The organism is Mitsuaria sp. MSU3D, assembly GCF_056867975.1.
The window spans coordinates 2,527,613-2,548,886 of record NZ_CP200314.1 but is presented as its reverse complement, the minus strand read 5'-3'; the positions used below and the strand labels follow the sequence as shown (position 1 = coordinate 2,548,886).

Here is a 21,274-nt window from a genome sequence, read left to right as displayed (position 1 = left end):
CGGCAAGGACGCTCTCATGGACATTCACAAGGAACTCGACACCCGCGGCCTGAACTGCCCGCTGCCCATCCTCAAGGCCAAGAAGGCCCTGGCGGAGATGGAAAGCGGCCAACTGCTGAAGGTCGTCGCGACGGATCCCGGCTCGACGCGCGACTTCCAGGCCTTCGCGCGACAGACCGGCAACGAGCTGGTCGAGCAGAGCTCGGCGGGCGACGAGTACATCCACGTGCTCAAACGACGCTGAGTCGAAGACATCCCCGGAAACGAAGAAGGCCACGCGATGCGTGGCCTTCGTGCTTCATGACGCGGCAGTGACGGGAAGTCCTGCCGTCAGAAGTTCAGCGCGGTCAGATTTCCAGGGCCTTGAGGTACTCGCGGAAGCTGGCGCCCAGTTCCGGGTGCGCCAGCGCCAGTTCGACGTTGGCCTGCAGGAAGCCTTCCTTGCTGCCGCAGTCGTAGCGCTTGCCTTCATAACGGAAGGCGAAGACCTTCTCGCGGCGCATCAGCGCGGCGATGCCGTCGGTCAGCTGGATCTCGCCGCCGACACCGCGCGGCTGGGTCGCGATCTCGCGGAACACGCCCGGCGTCAGGATGTAGCGGCCGGCCACGCCCAGGCGCGACGGCGCGTCCTCGGGGGCGGGCTTCTCGACCATGTGGGTGAGATCCATCAGTCGGTCGCTGATCGCCGCGCCGGCCACGATGCCGTAGCGCTTGGTGTGCTCGGGCGGCACTTCCTGGACCGCCAGGATGGACGCCTGCCATTCGGCGAACTGGTCCACCATCTGCTTGAGCACCGGCGGCTTGCCGACCATCAGGTCGTCGGCCAGCAGCACGGCGAAGGGCTCGTTGACGACGACGCATTGCGCGCACAGTACCGCATGGCCCAGGCCAAGGGCCTTGGGCTGGCGGATGTAGATGCACTCCATGTCGTCCGGCTTGATCGAATGGACCATCGCCAGCAGTTCCTTCTTGCCGGCGGCTTCCAGTTCGGTCTCGAGTTCGAAGGCGGTGTCGAAGTGATCCGGAATGGCACGCTTGTTACGGCCGTTCACGAAGATCATCTGGCGGATGCCCGCCGCGTAGGCTTCCTCCACCGCGTACTGGATCAGCGGCTTGTCGACCACCGGCAGCATCTCTTTGGGCTGCGCCTTCGTGGCGGGCAGAAAGCGTGTGCCGAGTCCGGCAACCGGGAAGATCGCCTTGTTGATGAGGGCCATTTACGTACACTCCGACGGTAATTGCGCCGGCATTCTTGCACGGCGCAGCTGAAAGAAAATCAAACAAACCTCTCCAAACCGCTCATGGCAGTGCTAGTCCTGGAACCGCTGGAGGCTGACGTCCTGGAATGGCTGGCGGAGCGCCACGTCATCCAGGCCGCACCCGATCTGGCGGAGGCGCCGCACGCCTTGAGAGAGCATGTTGCGCAGGCCCAGGCAATTTTCTTGCCCGCCTCGATCGCGCTGGATGCGGAGATGGTCCGGCGCGCGCCTCGCCTGCGTGCCGTGGGCCGCATCGGCGCCGGCGCGGAGAACATCGATCTCGAAGCCTGCCGCGCCGCCAACATCGAGGTCGTGCGTGCGCCGACCGCGGCGGCATCGGCGGAAGCCGAGTTCGTCATCGGCGCGCTGCTGGCGCTGCTGCGCCGCGTCCCCGTGCAAGGGGCGGATGGCAACTGGGTGGGACGCGAGCTGGGTTGCGCCACGGTCGGCCTGGTCGGCCTCACGCCGTCGGCGCGCCAACTGGCGACGCTGCTGCCGGCCTTTGGTGCGCGCGTGATCGGTTATGACCCCAGCCTGCACCATGCCGACCCGCTCTGGGGTCAGTGGGGCATCGAGCCCTACGGCTTGCGCGAGTTGATGCAGGCCGCCGACGCGGTCAGCGTGCAGCTGGCCTACTTCCCGCGCTACCGCGGCCTGATCGGCGAGCGGGTGCTGAACTTCTGCAAGCCGTCGCAGGTGCTGGTGTCGACCTCGCACTCGGCGCTGTTCGATGAACAGGCGCTGGCCGACGCGCTGCAAGGCGGCCGGCTGCTGGCGGCCTGGCTGGATCTGATGGAGCCCGGCCTCATGGAAGCCGGGCGTCCCTTGCATGGCGTGCCCGGATTGCAGGTCACGCCGCGGATCTCGGCGACGACGCGCGAGTCACGCATGCGCGCCGCGTGGAGCGTGGCGCGGCGGATCTCGGAGATCCTGGCCACGCCCGCTGTCCAGCCTGAGTTCAGGCCGACCCACCCAGGCGCGCTGCCTGATCTTTTAGCCGAGCCACGGTGGCGCTGAAGTCGGCGATGCGCTGACGTTCCTGCTCCACGACGGCCGCTGGCGCGCGCGCCACGAAGCCTTCGTTGTCCAGCTTGGCCTTGGCCTTGGTGATCTCGCCTTCCAGACGGGCGGTTTCCTTGGCGATGCGGGCGCGCTCGGCCTCGACGTCGATCTCCACCTTCAGCGCCAGACGCGCCGCGCCGTGCACCAGGACCGGCGACATCGCGCTCTGCGCGTTGAAGGCGGTCTCGTCCTCGATCAGTTCGACGCTCTGCAGCTTGGCCAGCACCTTCAGCGCGGGCGCCGCCTCGCGCAGGAAGGACAGGTCGCCGCCAGCCAGCAGCGGCACGCGGTCGGACGGGCTCAGGCCCATCTCGCTGCGCAGGCTGCGGCAGGTGCCGACCACCGACTTCAATTGCTCGACCCAGGCCACGGCCTGCGGATCGATGCGCTCCGGCTGGGCGACGGGGTAGGCGGCCGTGACCAGGTACTCGGTGGACTTGCGACCCGCGATCGGGGCGACGGTCTGCCAGAGTTCCTCGGTGATGAACGGCGCGATCGGGTGCAGCAGGCGCAGGATGGTCTCCAGCACCCGGATCAGCGTGCGGCGCGTGGCGCGCTGCGCGGCGTCGTTGCCCTCGGCCTGCGCGGTCTGCAGCTGGACCTTGGCCAGCTCCAGGTACCAGTCGCAGTACTCGTCCCACACGAACGAATAGATCGCGTTGGCGACCTGGTCCAGGCGGTAGTCCGCGAAGCCTTGCGCGACGGCCTGTTCGACCTTCTGCAGCTCGCTGACGATCCAGCGGTCGGCCTGCGAGAACTGCAGGTAGCCGTGGGCGCTGCCGCCGGGGGCGCATTGTTCCTTCGTGTGCTCCACCAGGCCGCAGTCCTGGCCTTGCGTGTTCATCAGCACGAAGCGCGTGGCGTTCCACAGCTTGTTGCAGAAGTTCCGGTAGCCCTCGCAGCGCTTGCTGTCGAAGTTGACGCTGCGACCCAGCGTCGCCATCGCCGCGAAGGTGAAGCGCAGCGCATCGGCGCCGTAGCCGGGGATGCCTTCGGGGAATTCCTTCTCCGTGGCCTTGCGGACCTTGGGCGCGGTCTCGGGCTTGCGCAGGCCCTGCGTGCGCTTGTCCAGCAGCGGGGCCAGCTCGATGCCGTCGATCAGGTCGACCGGGTCGAGCACGTTGCCCTCGGACTTGCTCATCTTCTTGCCCTGCGCGTCGAGCACCAGGCCGTGGATGTAGACGTGCTTGAAGGGCACCTGGCCGGTGAAGTGCGTCGTCATCATGATCATCCGGGCGACCCAGAAGAAGATGATGTCGTAGCCGGTCACCAGCACCGATGACGGCAGGAAGAGATCCTGCTCCAGCGTCTTCGCCGGCCAGCCCAGCGTCGAGAAGGGCACCAGCGCCGACGAGTACCAGGTGTCCAGCACGTCCTCGTCGCGCGTCAGCGGGCCGGTGTAGCCGGCCGCCGTGGCCTTGGCCTGGGCTTCGGCCTCGTCATGGGCGACGAAGACCTCGCCGTTGCTGCCGTACCAGGCGGGGATCTGGTGACCCCACCACAGCTGGCGCGAGATGCACCAGTCCTGGATGTTGTTCATCCACTGGTTGTAGGTGTTGACCCAGTTCTCGGGCACGAACTTCACCTCGCCGCTGGCGACGACGTCGATCGCCTTCTGCGCGATGGACTTGCCGTCCTTGCCCGGCTTGCGGGTGGCGACGAACCACTGGTCCGTCAGCATCGGCTCGACGATCTGGCCGGTGCGGGTGCAGCGCGGCACCATCAGCTTGTGCTTCTTGACCTCGACCAGCAGGCCCTGGTCCTCGAGCGCCTTGACGATCAGCTTGCGCGCGGCGAAGCGGTCCAGGCCGCGGTACTCGGCCGGGATCTCGTCCATCGTGTCCACGACGGTCGCGTCCAGCGTGAAGATCGTCAGCATCGGCAGCTGGTGACGCTGGCCGACCTGGTAGTCGTTGGTGTCGTGCGCCGGCGTGACCTTGACGACGCCGGTGCCGAATTCCTTGTCGACGTACTCGTCGGCGATCACCGGCACCAGGCGGCCCGTGATGGGCAGCTTCACCTGGCGGCCGATCAGGTGCTTGTAGCGCTCGTCCTCCGGATGGACCATGACGGCGGTGTCGCCCAGCATGGTCTCGGGACGTGTGGTCGCGACGACCAGCGACTCATCGCCCTCGGCCATCGGATAGCGGATGTGCCACAGCGAGCCGTCTTCCTCCTCGCTCTCGACCTCGAGGTCGGAGACGGCGGACTTCAGGATCGGGTCCCAGCTCACGAGGCGCTTGCCGCGGTAGATCAGACCCTCGTCGAAGAGCTTGACGAAGGTGTCGACGACGACGGGCGAGAGCTTCTCGTCCATCGTGAAGTACTCGTGGCCCCAGGACACCGAGTCGCCCATGCGGCGCATCTGCTGCGTGATGGTGGAGCCGGACTGCTGCTTCCACTCCCAGACCCGGGCGACGAAGTTCTTGCGGCCCAGGTCGTGGCGGTTCTGGCCTTGGCCCTGCAGCTGGCGCTCGACGACGATCTGCGTGGCGATGCCGGCGTGGTCGGTGCCGGGGACCCACAGCGTGTTGTGGCCGCGCATGCGGTGGTAGCGCGTCAGCGAGTCCATGATGGTCTGGTTGAACGCGTGGCCCATGTGCAGCGTGCCCGTCACGTTCGGCGGGGGCAGCTGGATGCTGAACGACGGCTTGGCCGGATCGAGCGTCGGCTCATAAAGGCCCTTGGACTCCCACAGCGGGCCCCAGTGGGCTTCCAGGGACGCGGGTTCGAAGGACTTGGCGAGTTCGGTCATGGGGGCGCTCCGCCGTGAGGCGGTGTCATCTGGGCGAGGGACAAGGTGAGCCGGCGATTGTAGAGGGGCGGGGCCCTGCGACGCCCCTGGCGGGCGGCCGGAGACGGGGGACACCCCACAGGGGGATCAGAGGGGATCAGAGGGGGGGCGGCGGCCCGCCGGCGGACCGCGTGTCGAATTCCGACTCCCTGACGCGTCGTGTCAGCAGGGACGCTGTTTCCGCCGCCTTTCCTCCGTGCTTCGCCCAATTCCCCCCTTGGAGGCATTCCCTCGGACAGGGCAACGGCGATACAAAACGAAAAACAGCGATACCGCGGTGAGATGCCCTGGCGAGGGGGCATGGGAATCATGGCGACATGGATTCACCGCCCGGACACCCGGGCTTTACCGAGGAATTGCAACATGCATCTGTTTCGACGCTGGAGCCACCACCATGAACGTCAGCACGCTCACTTCGACCACGATGGTCGTTTCAGTCCTGTCGGCCCTGTGTGTGACGATGGCTACTACGGCCCGCTGCCCGTCACCGGCCCCTGGTACCGCTTCGGCGGTTTCGGCGGCTTCCCCTGGGGGTGGGGCGGTCTTGGATACGGGCATGGCGGTGGGCATGGCGGTGGACATGGACGCGGACACGGTCGCCACGGCCACCACGGTCGCCATGGTCACCACGGCGGTCATGGGTGGGGCGGCTTCGGCGGGGGCCTGGGATCCGATGCCCACCACGCCGGCCGCGGCGAGAGGCTGCAAGCCCGGGCCCGCGCCTTTCTGGACCTGAGCGACAGCCAGGCCGAACTGCTGGAGCGGCTGATCAGCCAGCTCGCCGCGGCGCGGCGCGCGGTCAAGGCGCTGGCGCGCGGCCCGGAGGTCGCCCGCCTCGTCGAGACCGAGAACTTCCGTCGCGACGAGGCGCAGGAGCTCTTCGACGGCCAGATCGAAGCGCTGCGCGCGACCGGTCCGGCGCTGGTCGCGGCCTCCGGCGACTTCTTCGACGCCCTGGATTTCGACCAGCAGCAGATGCTGCGCTTCCTGCTGCGCCGGCTGCGTCGCCGGGCGGGGCGGGGAGAGGGCCGCGACGGACGCGAGGGACGCGATGGCCGCGACGGTCGGGACCGTCCGGACCCGCGCGACGCCGCCGACGACCGGAGCCTCTGATGGACAGCCGCGACTGCCGGCAGCCCCCCGGGCTGCTGCGGCCGGTCATCGACCGCAACCGCTGCGAAGGCAAGGGCGATTGCGTCGAGGTCTGCCCCTACGGTGTCTTCTCGGTCGGCACCTTGCCGGTGGAACGGCGCAAGGAGCTGAACCTGTTCGGCAAGCTGCGCGGCTACGCGCACGGCTGGCAGCAGGCGTTCACGCCGAATGCCGACGTGTGCCGCGCCTGCGGCCATTGCGTCAAGGCCTGTCCCGAGCGGGCGATCACGCTGGTCCGGCACGGCCACAATGGACGCCACGATGCATCGATTGCTGCTGATTGACGACGACGAGGCGCTGGCCGCGCCGCTGGCGAGCTACCTGGCGCGCTTCGACTTCGCGCTGAGCGCCGTGACGCGGCCGAGCGCCGCGCTCGCGCGCCTGGCCGAGGAGCGCTTCGACGCGCTGATCCTGGACGGCATGCTGCCGGAGATGGACGGCTTCGCGTTCTGCAAGCGCGTGCGCGGCGGGACGGAGCCGTGGCGCGAGATCCCCATCCTGATGCTGACCGCGCGCGGCGACCTGACCGACCGCGTGGTCGGCCTGGAACTGGGCGCCGACGATTACCTGTCCAAGCCCTTCGAGCCGCGGGAACTCGCGGCGCGGCTGCAGACGATCCTGCGTCGCACGCGACTGTCCCCTGCGGCGGCGCCGGCGCCGGCCGCGACGACATTGCGCTTCGTGGGCCTGGACATCGATACCGCACGCCGACAGGTCACCGTGGCCAGCGGCCCCGTCGAGCTGACGAGCACCGAGTACGAACTGCTCGTGATGCTGGCGCGAGAACCTGGGCGCGTGTTCTCGCGTGACGAGATCCTGAACCAGCTGCGCGGCCAGGAGGCCGACATCTTCACCCGGGCGGTCGACATCCTGGTGAGCCGGATGCGCCGCAAGCTCGAACCGCTGGAGGCGCTCAAGACGCTGCGCAACGCGGGCTACTGCTTCGCGTTGCCGGCCGCGGGCGAGGAGGGCGCATGAACGATCCGCGCCATCCCTACGACCACTGGAACGATCCCCGCCACCATGAGCGGCGGCGCGACGACTGGCGTCGCCGGGAACGGCAGGTCCGGCGCCTGCACAAGCTGGAGAAGATGCGCCGCTGGGCGGAGATGGAGGCCAAGGGCATCCCGTTCCCGCGCGAGCGCGGCTGGCGCTGGCACATGCGGGCGCGCAACCGCTGGCACCAGCGCTGGCATCGGCATCATGCGCATTTCAAGCATTCGCTGGGCGCGCGGCTGATCGCGATCTTCGTCGTGCTGGCCTGTGCCGGGATCGGCATCCTGTGGGCGTCGATGCAGGTCGAGTACGGCCTGCTCTGGGCGATCCCGCTGCTGCTGCTGGTGACAGGTCTTGCCTACGGCGGCATCCGCCACCTGGTGGGGCCGCTGCGCGAGCTGGCGGCGGGGGCGGAAGCGTTCGGGCGGGGCGACCTCGCGCATCGCGTCCCCATCTACCACCGCGACGAGATCGGCGACCTCGCGCACCGCTTCAACCAGATGGCCGAGGACATCCAGGCGATGCTCGACGGCAAGCGCGCGCTGCTGCTGGCGATCAGCCACGAGCTGAGAAGCCCGCTGACGCGGGCGCGGCTGCATGCGGAACTGGTCGACGAGGGCGCTTCGAAAGCGGCGTTGCTGGACGAGCTGGGCCAGATGCGCGAGCTGATCTCGGCGCTGCTGGAGAGCGAGCGCCTGGGCAGCGGCCACCGTGCGCTGCAGGTCAGCGATTGCGACCTCGGCGCGCTGGCGCGGGAGCAGGACCAGCCGGGCGTCGCGCTGCGCGTCGACCGTGACCTGCCCGTGCTGAAGCTCGATCGCATGCGGGTGCAACTGCTGCTGAGAAATCTCGTCCACAACGCCCTGCGGCACAACGACCCGGACGTCGGGCCGGTGATGGTGAGCGTCGAACGTGATGGCGACGGCGCGACGCTCACCGTGCGCGATCACGGGCCGGGCGTGCCGGCGGAGGCGCTGCCGCAGCTCGGCCAGCCGTTCTTCCGCCCCGACGAGGCGCGGGCGCGCAGCGAGGGCGGCGTGGGTCTGGGCCTGTCGCTGTGCCGGCTGGTTGCCGAGGCGCACGGCAGCCGGCTGGAGCTGCGCAACGCGCAGCCGGGCTTCGAGGCGGTGGTGAGATTCCCCTGAGCGGCGGGCTCACCCACTCGTGCTCACCCACTCATGCAAGTGGGATCCGGCGATTCGCCTACCGAGACAGGTCGGTCCTCCTGCGAGAACCCGTGTGGCGCCGATGCCAACGATTTCATTGAATCGATTTCATTGATCTTTTCGTGCCAGGTCTTGCGGGTGCCGCAGGAAGATCCCTCTCCCGCGTCGTCAGGCGCGGTCCATGTCATCCCGACGAAGGTGATGTTTATGAATTGATCCGATCTGACTGGAGTTGTCCATGTCCCCGATGTCCTCGTCTTCCTCTTCTCAAGCCAGCCCTTGCGGCGCTTCCAACCCTTCCTTCTCTTCGGCCGCCTCGGCCACCTCGACCCGCTTCCGTGTCCCGGCCGGCTTCCACGCCAGCCTCGATGACGAGCTCGACGACGATCCCGGCGCCGACCTCGCCGCGAGGGCGCTCGACGCGATGTCCCTCGATGCGGGCGCCGGCGGCGGCATGCCGCCTGCGCCGCCCGCGCCGCCACCGGCGTCCGCCGCCGCTTCGGCTCCCCGTCGCGCGAAGACGCTGTTCATGCAGCGCCGCCTGATGGAGCTGCGACCGCTGCTGCGCCTGAACGGCGAGGAGTTCGAAGCCTTCCTCTACCAGTCGCGCATGTACCCGACGCTGAGCCGCTTCGCGCCGGGCAACGTCGAGTACTGCGTGCCGCGCCGCGACATCACGGTCGGCGTGGCGATGAAGACGCTGCGCGAGCGCATCGAGCATGCCGCGGTCATCGCCGAGCTGGTCTGTCGCCTCAAGCGCGACGACGACGAGGAGGGCGCGCTGTGCAACGACGACGAAGCGGTCGTGGCCACCGCCGCGATCCGCGACGACCTGCGCGAGGCGCTGGGCATGCTCGGCGTCTACGAGCAGGCGATCCGCGACGGCGTGCCGGTGGTGCAGTACCACGAGCCGGTGGAGGACGACGCCCGGTAAGCCGCGGGTAAGTCGGGGGAACGGAGGATGCGCCCTTAACATCCGCACTTCCGCCCCCGCTGCCCATGAACCGAATCGCCCTGGTCGAGGACCACGTCCGGCTGGCCGGCCTGATCCGTCAGGCCCTGCAGGCCGCCGGCATTCCGACCGATGTCTTCCACGCGATGGAAGCCGCCTGGGTCGCGCATCGCGACGTCGGCTACGCGGCGCTGGTCATCGACCGGGGCCTGCCGGACGGCGACGGCCTGTCGCTGGTCAAGCGCCTGCGCGCCGCGCATCAGGGCACGCCCTGCCTGATGCTCACGGCGCGCGACGCGCTGCACGACCGCATCGACGGACTCGAATCCGGCGCCGATGACTACCTCGCCAAGCCCTTCCCGATGGAGGAACTCGTGGCGCGCGTGCGGGCGCTGATGCGCCGGTCCGTGGCGGTACGGCCGTCGCGCGCCGTCTTCGGCGACATCGAGGTCGTCATCGAGGAGGCGCTGCTGGTGCGCGGCGAGGTCTCCGTGGCGCTGGCGCCGGCGGAGCTTCAGATCGCGATCGCGCTGGTGCAGCAGCAGGGGCGCACGGTGCGGCGCGCGGCGCTGGAGGCGGCGGCCTGGGGCCTGTCCGAGGCGGTGACGCCGAACGCGCTCGACGTCGCGCTGCATCGCCTGCGCAAGAAGCTGAATTCCCTCGGCTCGGCGCTGCGCATCGTCAATCTCAGGAACCACGGGTATGCGCTTCAAGATGCGGTGGCCGAATAGCCTACGCAACCGCGTGCTGGCGGTGCTGGGGGCCAGCATGGTGCTCAGCGCGGTACTGGTGGGCGTGGCGTCCATGGTGCTGTGGGAGCCCTTCACGCGCTGGGTGCTGCGTGACCAGATCGAGGACAACGGTGATGCACTGGCGCGCAATCTGCGCTTCGATGCGCAGGGCTGGCCGGTCGGCATCAACGAGAAGGCGATCGAGCCCTGGGTCTTCGACAGCCTGCGCAACGAGGTCATGTTGCGCGTGGCCGACCGCGAGGGCCGGGTCGCGTATGCCCCCGACGGATTGAAGACCACGTTCGCACCGGACTGGAAGCCCTTCGAGCCGCGACGCCAGTCCTTCACCTTCCACCGCAACGGCGTGGCGATGCACGCGGCCACCGTGCCCTACGACCATGCCGGGCGCCGCTGGTACATCCAGTTCGCCGTCACCGATCGTCTGGTGCTGCTGATGCGGAAGTCGATCGGTTTCGACGTGTTCCGGCAGGGGGTGATCGCCCTGGGCGCGACCTTCGTGCTGGTGTTCCTGATCACGATCCACGTGGCGCTGCGGCAGGCCTTGCAACCGGTGCGCGAAGCCTCCAGCGCCGCACGTCGCATCGAACCGCGCACGCTGGCCGACCGGCTGCCGGCGGCGGGTCAGCCGCGGGAACTGCGCCCGTTGATCGAGGCCTTCAACGCGGCGTTGGACCGCCTGCAGGGCGGCTTCAGGACGCAGCAGGAATTTCTGTCGAATGCCGCGCACGAACTGAAGACGCCGCTGGCGCTGATCCGCGCGCAGGTGGAACTGGTCGAGTCCGGCGCGTGGCGCGACCAGGTGCTGGACGACATCGACCGCGTCGCGCGGCAGGTGCAGCAACTGCTGCTGCTGGCGGAGGCCAGCGAGCAGCGCAACTACCGCGTCGAGGCGATCGATCCGACGCCGGCGCTGCGTGAGGTCTTCGAGTTCATGGAGCGCGTGGCCGCGAGGCATGACGTGACCCTGGGCCTGCACGTGAGCCCGTCGCTGCGCTTCTGGCGGGCGGATCGCGGGGCGCTGTTCACGCTGCTGAAGAACCTGCTGGAGAACGCGATCCAGCACAGCCCGCGCGAAGGCGTGGTCACGCTGATGGCGGGGCCGGACGGCTTCGCGGTCGCGGACCAGGGCAAGGGCGTGGCCGAGCAGGACCTGCCGCGCATCTTCGAGCGCTTCTGGCGCGGTGCCGACCGGCGAGAGCAGGGGGCCGGCCTGGGGCTGTCGATCTGCACCGAGATCGCGGCGGCGCACGGCTGGCGGCTGAGCGCGCATCGGCGGATGCCGGGGCCTGGGCTGGAGCTGCGGTGCGCCATGACGGCGGCGACCGATGCCTGGCCAGACCGAGGGGCTGCGCCAGCGATGCCCGGACGCGGCATCGAGCCACCGACGGCGCCGGAGACCACCGTAAGCCCCTCGGGCGCCGGGGTCCAGGCGGGCTACTCGCAGGCCTTGGCGCGCGCGTTGTTCTGAGCGGGGGCTGTCAACCGGCACACGCCGGGCTGCTTCGTGGCTATCATCGCCGCGATCAAGGAGACGACATGACCACACGCTTCTGGATGGCGCTCACCGCGGGCGCGCTCTTGGCCCTGACTTCCCTGTCTGCGGCGGCTCAGGAGGTCACGTTGACGCGGCTCGATTGCGGCAACGGGACCAACGACCCTCGGCGCTTCAGCGACACCTTCGCCTACACCGAGACGAGCAAGCCCTTCACCTTCAGCTGCTACGTCATCCGGCACGGCTCGGACGTGATGGTCTGGGACACCGGCTACCTGCCGGGCTCCGCGCCCAACGCGACCAACAAGCCGCTGGGCGATCTGCTCAAGCAGATCAAGGTCGATCCGGCCGACGTGAAGTACGTCGGCATCAGCCACTTCCACGCCGATCACACTGGCCAGGTGAGCCTGTTCAAGAACGCGACCCTGCTCATCGGCAAGGCCGATTGGGAAGCCATCAACGCGACGCCGCCGATGGCCGGCGCGAACGCCAAAGGCTTCGCCGAGTGGATCGCCGAGAAGCGCAAGGTCGATGCGCTGACCGCGGACAAGGACGTCTTCGGCGACGGCACCGTCATGGTCCTGCGCGCGCCCGGCCACACGCCGGGGCACAGCATCCTGCTGGTCCGCCTCAAGGAGATGGGGCCGGTGATCCTCAGCGGCGATTCCGTCCACTTCCACGAGAACTACGAGCACGACGGCGTGCCCGGCTTCAACGACGATCGCGCGCAGACGCTCGCCTCGATTCAACGCGTCAAGCAGATCGAGAAGAACCTCAAGGCGACGGTCATCATCCAGCACGACCCGCGCGACATCGGGAAGCTGCCGGCCTTCCCGGCGGCAGCGAAGTAACGGCTTCGGAGCGCCGAGACCGAGGCTGAAGCCAAGGCCGAAGCGCTCCGGATCGAGCCTCGATCAAGCGCCGCTCAAGCGCCGCTCAAGCCCTGCGTCAGGCTGACCTGCTGCCGCCAGGCATGGTCCACGCGACCGTCCTGCGTGCTGCGGTGCTCCGCGAAGTAGCGCGACGGGCAGTCGCCATAGCAGCGCATCCACACCTTCGCCAGGTGGGCGGAGTCGGTGAATCCCGACGCCTGCGCGATGGCGGTCAGGGCGCGTCCGCTGCCGAAGAACATCGCCGCGCGCTGGATCTTCACCGCCAGCGCGTATTGCCGCGCGGAGATGCCCAGCGATCGCAGGAAGCCGCGCGACGCCTGCGCGGCGGTCATGCCGACCGGCGCGCCGAGCGCGGCCAGATCCTGTGCGGGGTCGAGCCGGAGGCCTGCCATCATCTGCGCCACGCGCGGATCGAGCGGACGATGCGGCGCGACGCTGTCCGCCACGCTGCCCACCAGCATCTGCACCGACGCCCGCAGCCGCCGTCCGCTCAAGGCATCGCGGGCAAAGGCGGCGGCGCAGTCCAGCAGGCCCGCGAAGTGCTGGTCATCCAGCACCCGCACCGGCGCGCGATCCGGCCAGCGGCTGAAGGTGTTGTAGCGCGGGTGGGACGGCTCGAGGTCGATCAGCACGACCGGCTGCCCGCCGGAGTCGATGGCGCGCGATGCAAACGGACGCACCGCCACGAGGCGGCCTTGCCAGTGCTGGCCGTCGACGCTGACGCTCAGCGGTTGCGGCGTCAGCGCGCAGGCCAGCGTCACCGAGTGCCGCCGCACCCGCGAGCGCACGGCGCCGCTCGCGTAGATGAAGCTGTCGCCCAACAGGCCCAGGCGAGGGCCGACGAAGTTGCCAGACATCATGGCGGCATGCTGCGTCCTGCGACGCCGCCGCGTCAAGGCTGAACCGCGCCGCGCTCCTGGTCATAGCGGACCTGCGCGCGCATGGCCTTCTCCTCCATGCTGCGCGCCGTCGAGGTGTCCTCGCGCATGAGCTCCAGGATGCGACGCGCGACGGCGTCGTCCTGCGCGAACATCTGCTGGGCCGCTTCCGCGCCGAAGTGGGCGGCTCGCAGCGCCTGCATCGTCCGCAGTTGCGCCAGTCCCTCTTCGGGCACCAGCGGCGCCTGGCCCGGCGGGAATGCGGCGGCCTGGGCGGTCTGGTAGGCCTCGAACTGCGCCACCAGCTCGCGGGCGCGCGCGGCGGCCGGCGCCGGCAGGCCGGCGAGCTCGGCGTCCATGCGGGCGGCCAGCGCATCGCCTTCGTTGAGCGCCAGCATCGATTCGGCGCGCAGGCGCATCGGCTGGTCGACGACGAGCCGCCCCCGTGCATCGGTACGGAACACGCGTTGCGGCTTCCCCTCAAGACCTGGCACCGCTGCGGGCAATGGGACCGCGGCGCCCGCGTCGACCGGAACTCGGGCCGACGCTGTCGGCGTGCCGACCGCCTCGGAAGCGGCGGTCGAGCGGGACCAGGGGAATACGGTCTTCGGGTCCTCGACGACCGCCGGCGCGTGAGCGCCGGCGGCCAGCCAGGCGAGGAGGGCCACGGCGCCGAGGCCGGCGGCGAGGGCCAGCGCGACGCGCCGACCCCGTTGGCGATCGGACATGTGCGACATGGCGTCCTCCATCGGGCTCAGTAGGGGCAGTTCTGGTTGTAGCGGTCGAAGACCAGCGCGGTCGCGTAGGCCGTGTGCGGCGCGCCGCACAGGAACGGCGAGTAGCGCGTGTCCGCGTCCACGAAGCGCTTCATCCAGGTCACGCCGTAGCGGCCGATCGGTGTGTTGGTGCTGTTGGGCGTGAAGTGGGTGGCACCGTTGAGCTCCGCATAGGCCTTGAAGGTCGTGGCCGGCAGGCTGGCGTAGAAGGGCCGCGCATGCACGGCGACCGAGGCCACCGTGTCGCCGTCGGCGCCGACGATGAGTGTCGGCACCCGCACCTGGGTGAAGCTGGTGCTGAGGTTCCACGGCGTCAGCGGCAGCGCGGCCTTCAGCGTCGGGTTGTCCTCGGCCGCGATCAACGCGCCGCCGCCGCCCATCGAGTGGCCGGCCACGGCCAGCCGCGTGCTGTCCACGCGGCTTCTCACGGTGCTGCTGGCGCTGTTGACCACGTGGTTGAGCGCCGCCATCAACTGCGTGGCGCGGCTGGCGGGCTGGTCCAGCGTCGTGTTGGTGTTGATCGTGATCACGACCAGGCCGTGGGTGGCCAGGCGGCGGCCGAGCCAGGCGATGCTGGATTCGGTGGCGGTGAAGCCGGGGCTGATGGCGACCACGCCGTAACGGCCGGCGGTGGTGGGGTAGTAGATGGTGCCGCCACCGAAGCCGCGTGCGAGCGTCACGTTGCTGGTCGCGACCGCGAAGGATCCCGAGGTGGCGTTCAGGCTGGCGGAGGTGGGGTCGGGACCGATCTGGGCCGAGGCGCTGCCGGCCCCGAAGGTGGCGAAGGCTGCGCACAAGGCTGCGGTCCGCCAGGCGGTCCGCAGCGAAGCTGGCTGAGTCATGGTGTCTCCCTTGATGAGGTGCCGCGGTGCGAGATGCACCGGGCCAGCCCAGTCTAGGAAGCGCACCGTCGGAGTGCCTTGTATGCATCCGGGGGAGGCACCCCCTAGGATCGTTGAGGGAAAACCCTGAGCGGATCTCGCCGCTAGGATGCCGGCATGCCCACCGTCGCCCCTGAGGTCGCAGCCACGCCCGACGCCGCCAGCACCCGCCTGCGCGACCTCGCGCGCCTGCGGCGCGTGCGTGACCGCATCGACCGCGAGTACGCCCAGCCGCTGGACGTCGAGGCGCTCGCGCAGGGCATCGGCATGTCGTCCGGGCACCTCAGCCGGCAGTTCCGGCTGGCCTATGGCGAGTCGGTCTACGCCTACCTGATGACCCGCCGCATCGAGCGCGCGATGGCGCTGCTGCGCCGCGGCGACCTCAGCGTCACCGAAGTCTGCTTCGAGGTCGGCTGCTCGTCGCTGGGCACCTTCAGCACGCGCTTCACCGAGCTGGTCGGCATGCCGCCGAGCGTCTACCGCCGCGACTCGGCGGCCGAGGCCGAAGGCCTGCCGTCCTGCGTCGCCAAACAGGTGACGCGTCCGATCAGGAATCGAGAAGCGCCGGAGAAGACGTCCACCTAGACTGCCTTCCAAGGGTCCGGACCCCGGCGGCGACGGCCGCCGACCCCTCTGACACCACCCATCTGGAGACACGCATGGACATCACCATTCATTCGACCTTCCTGCCGCACACGGACGCCGAGGAGTCGCTGGCCTTCTATCGCGACGGTCTGGACTTCGAGATCCGCAAGGACGTCGCCTTCGGCGGCAACCGCTGGATCACGATCGGGCCGAAGGGCAAGCCGGACACGTCCATCGTCCTGTTCCCGCCCAACGCCACGCCCGGCCTCACCGACGAGGAGAAGCGCACCGTCGCCGAGATGATGGCCAAGGGCACCTACGCGATGCTGCTGCTGGGCGCGAAGGACCTGGACGCGACCTTCCAGCGCCTGCAGTCGCGGGACGCGGAGATCGTGCAGGAGCCCACCGACCAGCCCTACGGCGTGCGCGACTTCGGCGTGCGCGACCCGGCGGGCAACATGATCCGTATCCAGCAGCTCAAGAACTGACCCCGGAGACTCGAATGCCCAGCACCACCGATCCGAAGAAGAAGCCCTTGACCGGCGCCGCCAGGCACGCCGCGAAGTACGTGGCGAAGAAGGCGGTCACGCCGGTCGCCAAGAGCACCTTCAGGAGCGCCGCGCCCAGCGACGACAACGTGCCTGGCGTGGACGCTTCCAAGATGATCGATGCCCGCATCGCGGAGCTCGGCGACTGGCGCGGCGAGTTGCTCGCGCGGCTGCGCCAGCTTATGAAGGAGGCGGTGCCGGGTGTCGAGGAGACGTGGAAATGGCGTGGCACGCCGGTGTTCGAGCACAACGGCCAGATCTGCACCGGCGAGACCTACAAGGAGGTCGTGAAGATGACCTTCGCGAAGGGCGCGAAGCTGGCGGATCCGGGCAAGCTCTTCAACTCGAGCCTCGACGGCAACGCGCGCCGCGCCATCGACATCCGCAAGGGCGAGAAGATCGACGAGACGGCGCTGAAGGCGCTGTTCAAGGCGGCCGCGGCGCTGAACAACGCGGCCGCCAAGCCGAAGAAGGCCAAGCCGGCGGCTTGAGGCCGCCGGCTCGGTGCTTCAGCTGTCAGCCGTTGTCACCGGTCAGCCGTCGGTCTTCAGGCCTGCTGACTCGCGAAGGTCCTGCGGAACTCCGGCGCCGCGTCCTCGCGGGTGTTGACCTCGAGCATCAGCCGTCCCGGCATCCAGCAGAAGAAGCGCGAGCCGCGCGCATGCGAGATCAGCTCGGTCTCCATTGGCACGCCCGCGCCGAGCATGTCGGCGTGGATGCGCTGCAGATCCGTCAGCGTCGAGACCTCGACCCCGATGTGGAAGTTGCCGGGCCAATGGATGTCGCGATCGCGGGCGTCCTCGATGACGATGTCGAGGGCGTCCTTCTTCACGACGCGGCTGCTGCCCATCGAGAGCACGGCGAAGCCGAGGAAGTGTTCGAAGAACGCGGCGGTCGCGGGAACGTCGTGGGAGGGGAAGCTCAGATGGTTGAGCGTGGAACGGACCGTGGTGGTGTGCGTGGTCATGAAATGCCTATGCGCAAGCCGGCACGACGCTGAGGCGTCGGAATGCCAGTGGGGTTGCGCGTTGGCTGACGTAAACGCTTACGGCCCGGTGCCAGGGTGATGGCTGCGGAGCGGTTGTCATCGTAGTGGCGCCGCGCGAACGCGGTCAAGCGCGAGGATGCCGAGCGGCCCGTCGTCGTGCGATCAGCGGATGAGCGCCTTCATCGATCCCGTCGCGCCGTCCGGAACGTGATCGACCAGCGCAGTCGTTCCACCGGCGCGACGCTGTGCTGCCACGCCCATCGCGACGGTCCTCGCAGCGCGTAGATCGATCGCGGCTCGACGCTCACCTTGATGACGTCGGCGCGCTTGGGCGCATCGGGCGGGTAGGGGCGGAAGCGCAGCGTCGCGGCCGCGCCCAGCGAGACGCCGAAGACCTCCTCGAAGTCCGGCACGTCGCGATGCCAGCCCAGCGGCGTGCCGTGCGAGTACTCGGCCACCAGCGCGTGCACGAGCGCCTCCGGCGCAATACCTGCCCATTCCGCGACACGCTGCCGCAGTGGCTCCAGTTCCTCGATGAGCGCCTGTGCCGGGCGCAGCCGGTTGGTGTCGTAGTCGAAGCTGCCGCCGTAGCTGATGACGCGGCGCCGCGCGGTGTACTCCTTGTACTGCGCGGCCTCCAGCGGCAGCGAGCGGATCAGCTCGATCAACGTTTCTTCCTCCTCCGACGACAGGAAGCCCGAGCGATACGTCATGCCCTCGGGCAGCGCGTCGGCGGGCGGGTCGAGATCGTCGAAGAGGTTGGACTGAGCCATGACGGCAGGCGGGGCGCGGAGTGACGCGGAGAGCAGGGGGACCGGCGAGCCGGAGACGTCGCTCAGCCTTGCAGGTAGTTGTCCTTCACCCGGATGTAATGCTCGGCGGAGTACTTCAGGTAGGCGATCTCGTCGGCGGTCAGTTCGCGCACGGGCATCGCCGGTCGGCCGATGTAGAGGTGGCCGCTCTTGAGCACCTTGCCCGGCGACACCAGGCTGCCGGCGCCGAGCATCACGCGGTCTTCGATGACGACGTCGTCCATCACGATGCTGCCCATGCCGATCAGGCATTCGTTGCCGATGCGGCAGCCGTGCAGGATGACGGAGTGACCGACCGTCACGTGGTCACCGATGATCAGCGGCGAGCCTTCCGGCTTCTTCGGGTTCTTGTGCGAGACGTGCCCCATCGTCAGGTCCTGCACGTTGGTGCCGGTGCCGATCACAATGCGGTTCACATCGCCCCGCAGCACCGTGTTGCACCAGACCGAGCTGTCGGGACCGAGGGTCACGTCGCCGATCACCTGGGCGGATTCATGGACGAAGACGCGCTCGGCGAGCACCGGGGCGGTATCGAGGTAAGGGGACAGCGGCATGGCGGGCGAGGGCGGGCAGCGGAAGAAGAAGGCCATTGTCGCGGCGTCGAAGAAGACCGCCGCGAAGCCTGCTGCCAAAACCACAGCCAAGCCGGCTGCGAAACCGGCTGCGAAACCGGCTGCCAAACGGGCAGTCAAACGCGCGACGAAGCCCGCCGCCAAGGCGCCGCGCGAGAAGCGCCATCACCACTACGTCTACGTCGTCGAGCTCGCCGACCAGGTCTGGAACGAGCCGCGCTTCCGCAAGTCGAATCCGGACTATCGGCTCGGCATGCCCTTCGTCTACGTCGGCATGACGGGGCTCGATCCCGACCTGCGCTTCGACAAGCACAAGGCCGGCATCCAGTCCAACCGTTTCGTCTTCGACTACGGCCTGCGCCTGCTGCCGCAGCTGTATGAGGTCTACAACCCCATGCCCTACGAGGCCGCGCGGGAGATGGAGGTGGAGCTCGCCATCGGCCTGCGCGAGGCCGGGTACGGGGTCTGGCAGGCCTGAATGGCCGGCCCGACGCTGTTCCGATACAGCCCTGCGGCATGATGGCCCGGCCCTTCGTTCAGGAGCAGAGATGACCGCCACGTCCCCCGCCGCCGCCACGCCCGTGGCGCTCCCGACCTACGCCGACGTCGAGGCCGCCGCCCGCCGCATCGACAGTCACGCGCATCGCACGCCGGTGCTGACCTCGCGCACCGTCGACGAGCTGCTCGGCGCGCAGGTGTTCTTCAAGTGCGAGAACTTCCAGCGCATGGGCGCCTTCAAGTTCCGCGGCGCGTTCAACGCGCTGTCGCGCTTCACGCCGGAACAGCGCCGCTTCGGCGTGGTCACGTTCTCGTCGGGCAACCATGCGCAGGCGATCGCGCTGTCCGCGCGGATCCTCGGGATGCCGGCGACCATCGTCATGCCCAAGGACGCGCCCGCGGCCAAGATCGCCGCCACGCGCGGCTACGGCGGCAACGTCGTCCTTTATGACCGCTACACCGAGGACCGCCAGCAGATCGGCCGCGACCTGGCCGAGAAGCACGGCCTGACCCTGATCCCGCCGTTCGACCACCCCGACGTGCTGACGGGGCAGGGCACCGCCGCGAAGGAGCTGTTCGACGAGGTCGGCGCGCTCGACGCCGTCTTCACGCCGTTGGGCGGTGGCGGCCTGCTGTCGGGCACGGCGCTGTCGACGCGCGCGCTCTCGCCGAAGGCGACGCTGTACGGCGTCGAACCCGAGGCGGGCAACGACGGCCAGCAGTCGTTCCGCAGCGGCGCCATCGTCACCATCGACACGCCCCGCACCATCGCCGATGGCGCGCAGACGCCCCACCTGGGCGACATCACCTTCGCGCTGATCCGCCAGCACGTCGACGACGTCCTCACCGCGACCGACGCGGAACTGGTCGACGCGATGGGCTTTTTCGCGTCGCGGATGAAGATGCTGGTCGAGCCGACCGGCTGCCTGGGTTTCGCCGCCGCGAAGGCGATGAAGGATCGGTTGAAAGGCCAGCGCGTCGGCATTGTCATCAGCGGCGGCAACGTCGACATGGCGCGTTTCTGCGAGCTCGTGGGCGCCGCCGCGGGGGCTTGACCGGGGGGCGCTGGGCGCTCCGCGTTACCGTCCGTCACAGCTGAAAGGGACGCGAGCCCGTCGGCGTGACCTTGGTCAATGTCGCCGCCGCAGGTCGATGCCCAGAATGCATCTGCCATCCGACATCAGACAGCAAGGGGATTCCCGCGTGCAAGCTCATCTCATCGACTCCGTCGGCGCCGCCGGCAAGAATCGCAAGGCCGACGTCGAATCCGTCCAGCGTCTGCTGACGGCTCGTCATCTCTATCGCGGTCGCGTCGACGGCCTGTGCGGCCCGCTGACGGTCGACGGCATCCTGCGCTTCCAGCGCGGCTTCATGAGCAAGCCTGACGGCCGCGTCGACCCCAACGGCCGCACCTTCAAGCGCCTGAGCGCGCCCGCCGAGTCCGCGAGCACGCACGCCGCCACGCCGGCCGCGCGCGTCGCGCCGGCCGCCGCCGCCCGCCCGGTCACCGCCGCTCGCCCCACCTCCACGGCCACGCCCACGCACACCGCCACGGCGGCGTCGACCACCAGCGCCGGCAGCACCTCCGCCGCGACACCCCAGCATGTCGCCGCCAGCGGCGACGCCGGCAGCGCCCGCGCCCTGCTGACCACGCTCGTGCCGCGGCCCGACGCGCACACGATGAACCCCGGCCTGGTGGCCGTGTCCTCGTCCTACATGGTCCAGGCGCTGGGCCAGCCGCGTCACTCGTACTCGCAGGACTGCCAGCCGCTGACCAACGAGAAGCTGAAGAAGCACATCGTGTCGAAGTCGGTGGGCCCGTTCAAGGCCACCGGCCTGGACCTGGCCGTCGACAGCCTGGCTGCCGTGATGGAAGACATCCGCAAGGAGCAGCCCGCCGTCTACGCCGCGCTGGGCACCGCCGGCATGCTCTGCTGCCGCAACATCCGCGGCTCGACGACCGGCATCTCCAACCACTCGTGGGGCACGGCGATCGACCTGACCCTCAACGGCGTCCTGGACCGCCGCGGCGACAGCAAGGTGCAGGTCGGCCTGACGCTGATCGCGCCGATCTTCAACCGCCACGGCTGGTACTGGGGCGCTGCGTTCCGCACCGAGGACGCGATGCACTTCGAGGCCAGCCGCTCGCTGGTCGCGCAGTGGGCGCCGCGCCTGGTCTGAGCCACCTCGCCTGATCTGCCGGCCGGCGACCGCGGTC

Annotated in this window: 23 protein-coding genes and 1 pseudogene; 16 read left to right on the top strand and 8 right to left on the bottom strand. The window is 69.2% G+C overall.

From position 1 onward, the window contains the following. The first annotated feature begins 16 nt into the window (after positions 1-16). Positions 17-244, top strand: a complete 228-nt coding sequence (locus AC1VNM_RS11175; protein ID WP_067274265.1) for a sulfurtransferase TusA family protein — start codon at positions 17-19, stop codon at positions 242-244. 103 nt (positions 245-347) lie between these two features. Here AC1VNM_RS11175 and galU read toward each other — a convergent pair whose 3' ends face one another. Beyond that, complete coding sequence (galU, locus tag AC1VNM_RS11170; protein ID WP_377153896.1) at positions 348-1,217, bottom strand: UTP--glucose-1-phosphate uridylyltransferase GalU; 870 nt, start codon at positions 1,215-1,217, stop codon at positions 348-350. Between the two features lie 84 nt (positions 1,218-1,301). On the opposite strand from galU, the gene AC1VNM_RS11165 reads away from it, so the two are divergent. Continuing rightward, a complete protein-coding gene (locus tag AC1VNM_RS11165; RefSeq protein WP_377153899.1) occupies positions 1,302-2,276 on the top strand; it encodes an NAD(P)-dependent oxidoreductase in 975 nt (324 codons plus the stop codon). On the opposite strand, the gene AC1VNM_RS11160 is transcribed toward AC1VNM_RS11165, so the two are convergent. After that, on the bottom strand, positions 2,218-5,076 hold the full coding sequence (locus tag AC1VNM_RS11160) for a valine--tRNA ligase (RefSeq protein WP_483106969.1): 2,859 nt from the start codon (positions 5,074-5,076) through the stop codon (positions 2,218-2,220). The genes AC1VNM_RS11165 and AC1VNM_RS11160 overlap by 59 nt on opposite strands. 402 nt (positions 5,077-5,478) lie before the next feature. On the opposite strand from AC1VNM_RS11160, the gene AC1VNM_RS11155 reads away from it, so the two are divergent. From AC1VNM_RS11155 to AC1VNM_RS11120, 8 genes are all read left to right on the top strand, one after another. Beyond that, complete coding sequence (locus AC1VNM_RS11155; protein WP_483106968.1) at positions 5,479-6,228, top strand: hypothetical protein; 750 nt, start codon at positions 5,479-5,481, stop codon at positions 6,226-6,228. Continuing rightward, positions 6,228-6,551, top strand: coding sequence for a 4Fe-4S binding protein (locus AC1VNM_RS11150; protein ID WP_377153906.1), 324 nt, complete (start codon positions 6,228-6,230; stop codon positions 6,549-6,551). The genes AC1VNM_RS11155 and AC1VNM_RS11150 overlap by 1 nt, the downstream gene beginning before the upstream one ends. After that, positions 6,529-7,245 carry a response regulator transcription factor gene (locus AC1VNM_RS11145; protein WP_483106967.1) on the top strand — a complete coding sequence of 239 codons (717 nt, stop codon included), beginning with the start codon at positions 6,529-6,531 and terminating at the stop codon, positions 7,243-7,245. Before AC1VNM_RS11150 ends, AC1VNM_RS11145 begins: the two co-directional genes overlap by 23 nt. Continuing rightward, on the top strand, positions 7,242-8,408 hold the full coding sequence (locus tag AC1VNM_RS11140) for a HAMP domain-containing sensor histidine kinase (protein WP_483106966.1): 1,167 nt from the start codon (positions 7,242-7,244) through the stop codon (positions 8,406-8,408). The genes AC1VNM_RS11145 and AC1VNM_RS11140 overlap by 4 nt, the downstream gene beginning before the upstream one ends. Before the next feature lie 259 nt (positions 8,409-8,667). Continuing rightward, on the top strand, positions 8,668-9,363 hold the full coding sequence (locus tag AC1VNM_RS11135; RefSeq protein ID WP_483106965.1) for a hypothetical protein: 696 nt from the start codon (positions 8,668-8,670) through the stop codon (positions 9,361-9,363). Between the two features lie 65 nt (positions 9,364-9,428). Next, on the top strand, positions 9,429-10,112 hold the full coding sequence (locus AC1VNM_RS11130; protein WP_483106964.1) for a response regulator transcription factor: 684 nt from the start codon (positions 9,429-9,431) through the stop codon (positions 10,110-10,112). Next, on the top strand, positions 10,084-11,601 hold the full coding sequence (locus AC1VNM_RS11125) for a sensor histidine kinase (protein WP_483106963.1): 1,518 nt from the start codon (positions 10,084-10,086) through the stop codon (positions 11,599-11,601). Before AC1VNM_RS11130 ends, AC1VNM_RS11125 begins: the two co-directional genes overlap by 29 nt. A 68-nt stretch (positions 11,602-11,669) precedes the next feature. Beyond that, entirely contained in the window at positions 11,670-12,476 is an 807-nt protein-coding gene (locus AC1VNM_RS11120) for an N-acyl homoserine lactonase family protein (protein WP_483106962.1), read from the top strand. 74 nt (positions 12,477-12,550) lie between these two features. Here the strand turns inward: AC1VNM_RS11120 and AC1VNM_RS11115 are convergent, their stop codons facing one another. From AC1VNM_RS11115 to AC1VNM_RS11105, 3 genes are read right to left on the bottom strand one after another with little or no spacing between them, the layout of a single operon-like run. After that, positions 12,551-13,378: a helix-turn-helix domain-containing protein gene (locus AC1VNM_RS11115; RefSeq protein ID WP_483106961.1), complete on the bottom strand. Its 828-nt coding sequence runs from the start codon at positions 13,376-13,378 to the stop codon at positions 12,551-12,553. A gap of 32 nt (positions 13,379-13,410) precedes the next feature. Further along, entirely contained in the window at positions 13,411-14,133 is a 723-nt protein-coding gene (locus AC1VNM_RS11110) for a lipase secretion chaperone (protein WP_483106960.1), read from the bottom strand. 17 nt (positions 14,134-14,150) lie between these two features. Beyond that, positions 14,151-15,014, bottom strand: a complete 864-nt coding sequence (locus AC1VNM_RS11105; RefSeq protein ID WP_483106959.1) for an alpha/beta hydrolase family protein — start codon at positions 15,012-15,014, stop codon at positions 14,151-14,153. Between the two features lie 156 nt (positions 15,015-15,170). Here AC1VNM_RS11105 and AC1VNM_RS11100 point away from each other — a divergent pair, with 156 nt between their 5' ends. The 3 genes from AC1VNM_RS11100 (at position 15,171) to AC1VNM_RS11090 (ending at position 16,677) form a co-directional block, all read left to right on the top strand. After that, complete coding sequence (locus AC1VNM_RS11100) at positions 15,171-15,638, top strand: helix-turn-helix transcriptional regulator (protein ID WP_483106958.1); 468 nt, start codon at positions 15,171-15,173, stop codon at positions 15,636-15,638. Between the two features lie 74 nt (positions 15,639-15,712). Then, positions 15,713-16,126, top strand: coding sequence for a VOC family protein (locus AC1VNM_RS11095; RefSeq protein ID WP_483106957.1), 414 nt, complete (start codon positions 15,713-15,715; stop codon positions 16,124-16,126). A gap of 173 nt (positions 16,127-16,299) precedes the next feature. Next, on the top strand, positions 16,300-16,677 hold the full coding sequence (locus tag AC1VNM_RS11090; protein ID WP_483109261.1) for a DUF1801 domain-containing protein: 378 nt from the start codon (positions 16,300-16,302) through the stop codon (positions 16,675-16,677). A 56-nt stretch (positions 16,678-16,733) separates the two neighbouring features. On the opposite strand, the gene AC1VNM_RS11085 is transcribed toward AC1VNM_RS11090, so the two are convergent. From AC1VNM_RS11085 to AC1VNM_RS11075, 3 genes are all read right to left on the bottom strand, one after another. Then, entirely contained in the window at positions 16,734-17,153 is a 420-nt protein-coding gene (locus AC1VNM_RS11085) for a VOC family protein (protein ID WP_377153941.1), read from the bottom strand. A gap of 200 nt (positions 17,154-17,353) precedes the next feature. Further along, positions 17,354-17,947 (bottom strand): alpha-ketoglutarate-dependent dioxygenase AlkB, encoded by a 594-nt coding sequence (locus tag AC1VNM_RS11080; RefSeq protein WP_483106956.1) that lies wholly within the window; start codon positions 17,945-17,947, stop codon positions 17,354-17,356. Positions 17,948-18,009: 62 nt separating this feature from the next. Then, positions 18,010-18,540, bottom strand: a complete 531-nt coding sequence (locus AC1VNM_RS11075; RefSeq protein ID WP_483106955.1) for a gamma carbonic anhydrase family protein — start codon at positions 18,538-18,540, stop codon at positions 18,010-18,012. 175 nt (positions 18,541-18,715) lie between these two features. Here AC1VNM_RS11075 and AC1VNM_RS11070 point away from each other — a divergent pair. From AC1VNM_RS11070 to AC1VNM_RS11060, 3 genes and pseudogenes are all read left to right on the top strand, one after another. Then, positions 18,716-19,036: pseudogene (locus AC1VNM_RS11070) on the top strand (hypothetical protein); the annotation flags it as partial. A gap of 70 nt (positions 19,037-19,106) precedes the next feature. Beyond that, entirely contained in the window at positions 19,107-20,111 is a 1,005-nt protein-coding gene (locus AC1VNM_RS11065; protein WP_483106954.1) for a threo-3-hydroxy-L-aspartate ammonia-lyase, read from the top strand. Positions 20,112-20,259: 148 nt separating this feature from the next. Then, positions 20,260-21,237, top strand: a complete 978-nt coding sequence (locus AC1VNM_RS11060; protein WP_377153949.1) for a M15 family metallopeptidase — start codon at positions 20,260-20,262, stop codon at positions 21,235-21,237. Positions 21,238-21,274: the final 37 nt, after the last annotated feature.

Excerpts from the sequence above, each read along its gene's own strand:
- AC1VNM_RS11105 (WP_483106959.1), bottom strand. The coding sequence starts at position 15,014 with ATGACTCAGCCAGCTTCGCTGCGGACCGCCTGGCGGACCGCAGCCTTG.
- AC1VNM_RS11125 (WP_483106963.1), top strand. The coding sequence starts at position 10,084 with ATGCGCTTCAAGATGCGGTGGCCGAATAGCCTACGCAACCGCGTGCTG.
- AC1VNM_RS11080 (WP_483106956.1), bottom strand. The coding sequence starts at position 17,947 with ATGGCTCAGTCCAACCTCTTCGACGATCTCGACCCGCCCGCCGACGCG.
- AC1VNM_RS11090 (WP_483109261.1), top strand. The coding sequence starts at position 16,300 with ATGATCGATGCCCGCATCGCGGAGCTCGGCGACTGGCGCGGCGAGTTG.
- AC1VNM_RS11100 (WP_483106958.1), top strand. The coding sequence starts at position 15,171 with ATGCCCACCGTCGCCCCTGAGGTCGCAGCCACGCCCGACGCCGCCAGC.
- AC1VNM_RS11095 (WP_483106957.1), top strand. The coding sequence starts at position 15,713 with ATGGACATCACCATTCATTCGACCTTCCTGCCGCACACGGACGCCGAG.
- AC1VNM_RS11135 (WP_483106965.1), top strand. The coding sequence starts at position 8,668 with ATGTCCCCGATGTCCTCGTCTTCCTCTTCTCAAGCCAGCCCTTGCGGC.
- AC1VNM_RS11175 (WP_067274265.1), top strand. The coding sequence starts at position 17 with ATGGACATTCACAAGGAACTCGACACCCGCGGCCTGAACTGCCCGCTG.
- AC1VNM_RS11075 (WP_483106955.1), bottom strand. The coding sequence starts at position 18,540 with ATGCCGCTGTCCCCTTACCTCGATACCGCCCCGGTGCTCGCCGAGCGC.
- AC1VNM_RS11150 (WP_377153906.1), top strand. The coding sequence starts at position 6,228 with ATGGACAGCCGCGACTGCCGGCAGCCCCCCGGGCTGCTGCGGCCGGTC.
- AC1VNM_RS11140 (WP_483106966.1), top strand. The coding sequence starts at position 7,242 with ATGAACGATCCGCGCCATCCCTACGACCACTGGAACGATCCCCGCCAC.
- AC1VNM_RS11130 (WP_483106964.1), top strand. The coding sequence starts at position 9,429 with ATGAACCGAATCGCCCTGGTCGAGGACCACGTCCGGCTGGCCGGCCTG.
- galU (WP_377153896.1), bottom strand. The coding sequence starts at position 1,217 with ATGGCCCTCATCAACAAGGCGATCTTCCCGGTTGCCGGACTCGGCACA.
- AC1VNM_RS11065 (WP_483106954.1), top strand. The coding sequence starts at position 19,107 with ATGACCGCCACGTCCCCCGCCGCCGCCACGCCCGTGGCGCTCCCGACC.
- AC1VNM_RS11145 (WP_483106967.1), top strand. The coding sequence starts at position 6,529 with ATGCATCGATTGCTGCTGATTGACGACGACGAGGCGCTGGCCGCGCCG.
- AC1VNM_RS11155 (WP_483106968.1), top strand. The coding sequence starts at position 5,479 with ATGCATCTGTTTCGACGCTGGAGCCACCACCATGAACGTCAGCACGCT.
- AC1VNM_RS11115 (WP_483106961.1), bottom strand. The coding sequence starts at position 13,378 with ATGATGTCTGGCAACTTCGTCGGCCCTCGCCTGGGCCTGTTGGGCGAC.
- AC1VNM_RS11160 (WP_483106969.1), bottom strand. The coding sequence starts at position 5,076 with ATGACCGAACTCGCCAAGTCCTTCGAACCCGCGTCCCTGGAAGCCCAC.
- AC1VNM_RS11085 (WP_377153941.1), bottom strand. The coding sequence starts at position 17,153 with ATGACCACGCACACCACCACGGTCCGTTCCACGCTCAACCATCTGAGC.
- AC1VNM_RS11110 (WP_483106960.1), bottom strand. The coding sequence starts at position 14,133 with ATGTCGCACATGTCCGATCGCCAACGGGGTCGGCGCGTCGCGCTGGCC.
- AC1VNM_RS11120 (WP_483106962.1), top strand. The coding sequence starts at position 11,670 with ATGACCACACGCTTCTGGATGGCGCTCACCGCGGGCGCGCTCTTGGCC.
- AC1VNM_RS11165 (WP_377153899.1), top strand. The coding sequence starts at position 1,302 with ATGGCAGTGCTAGTCCTGGAACCGCTGGAGGCTGACGTCCTGGAATGG.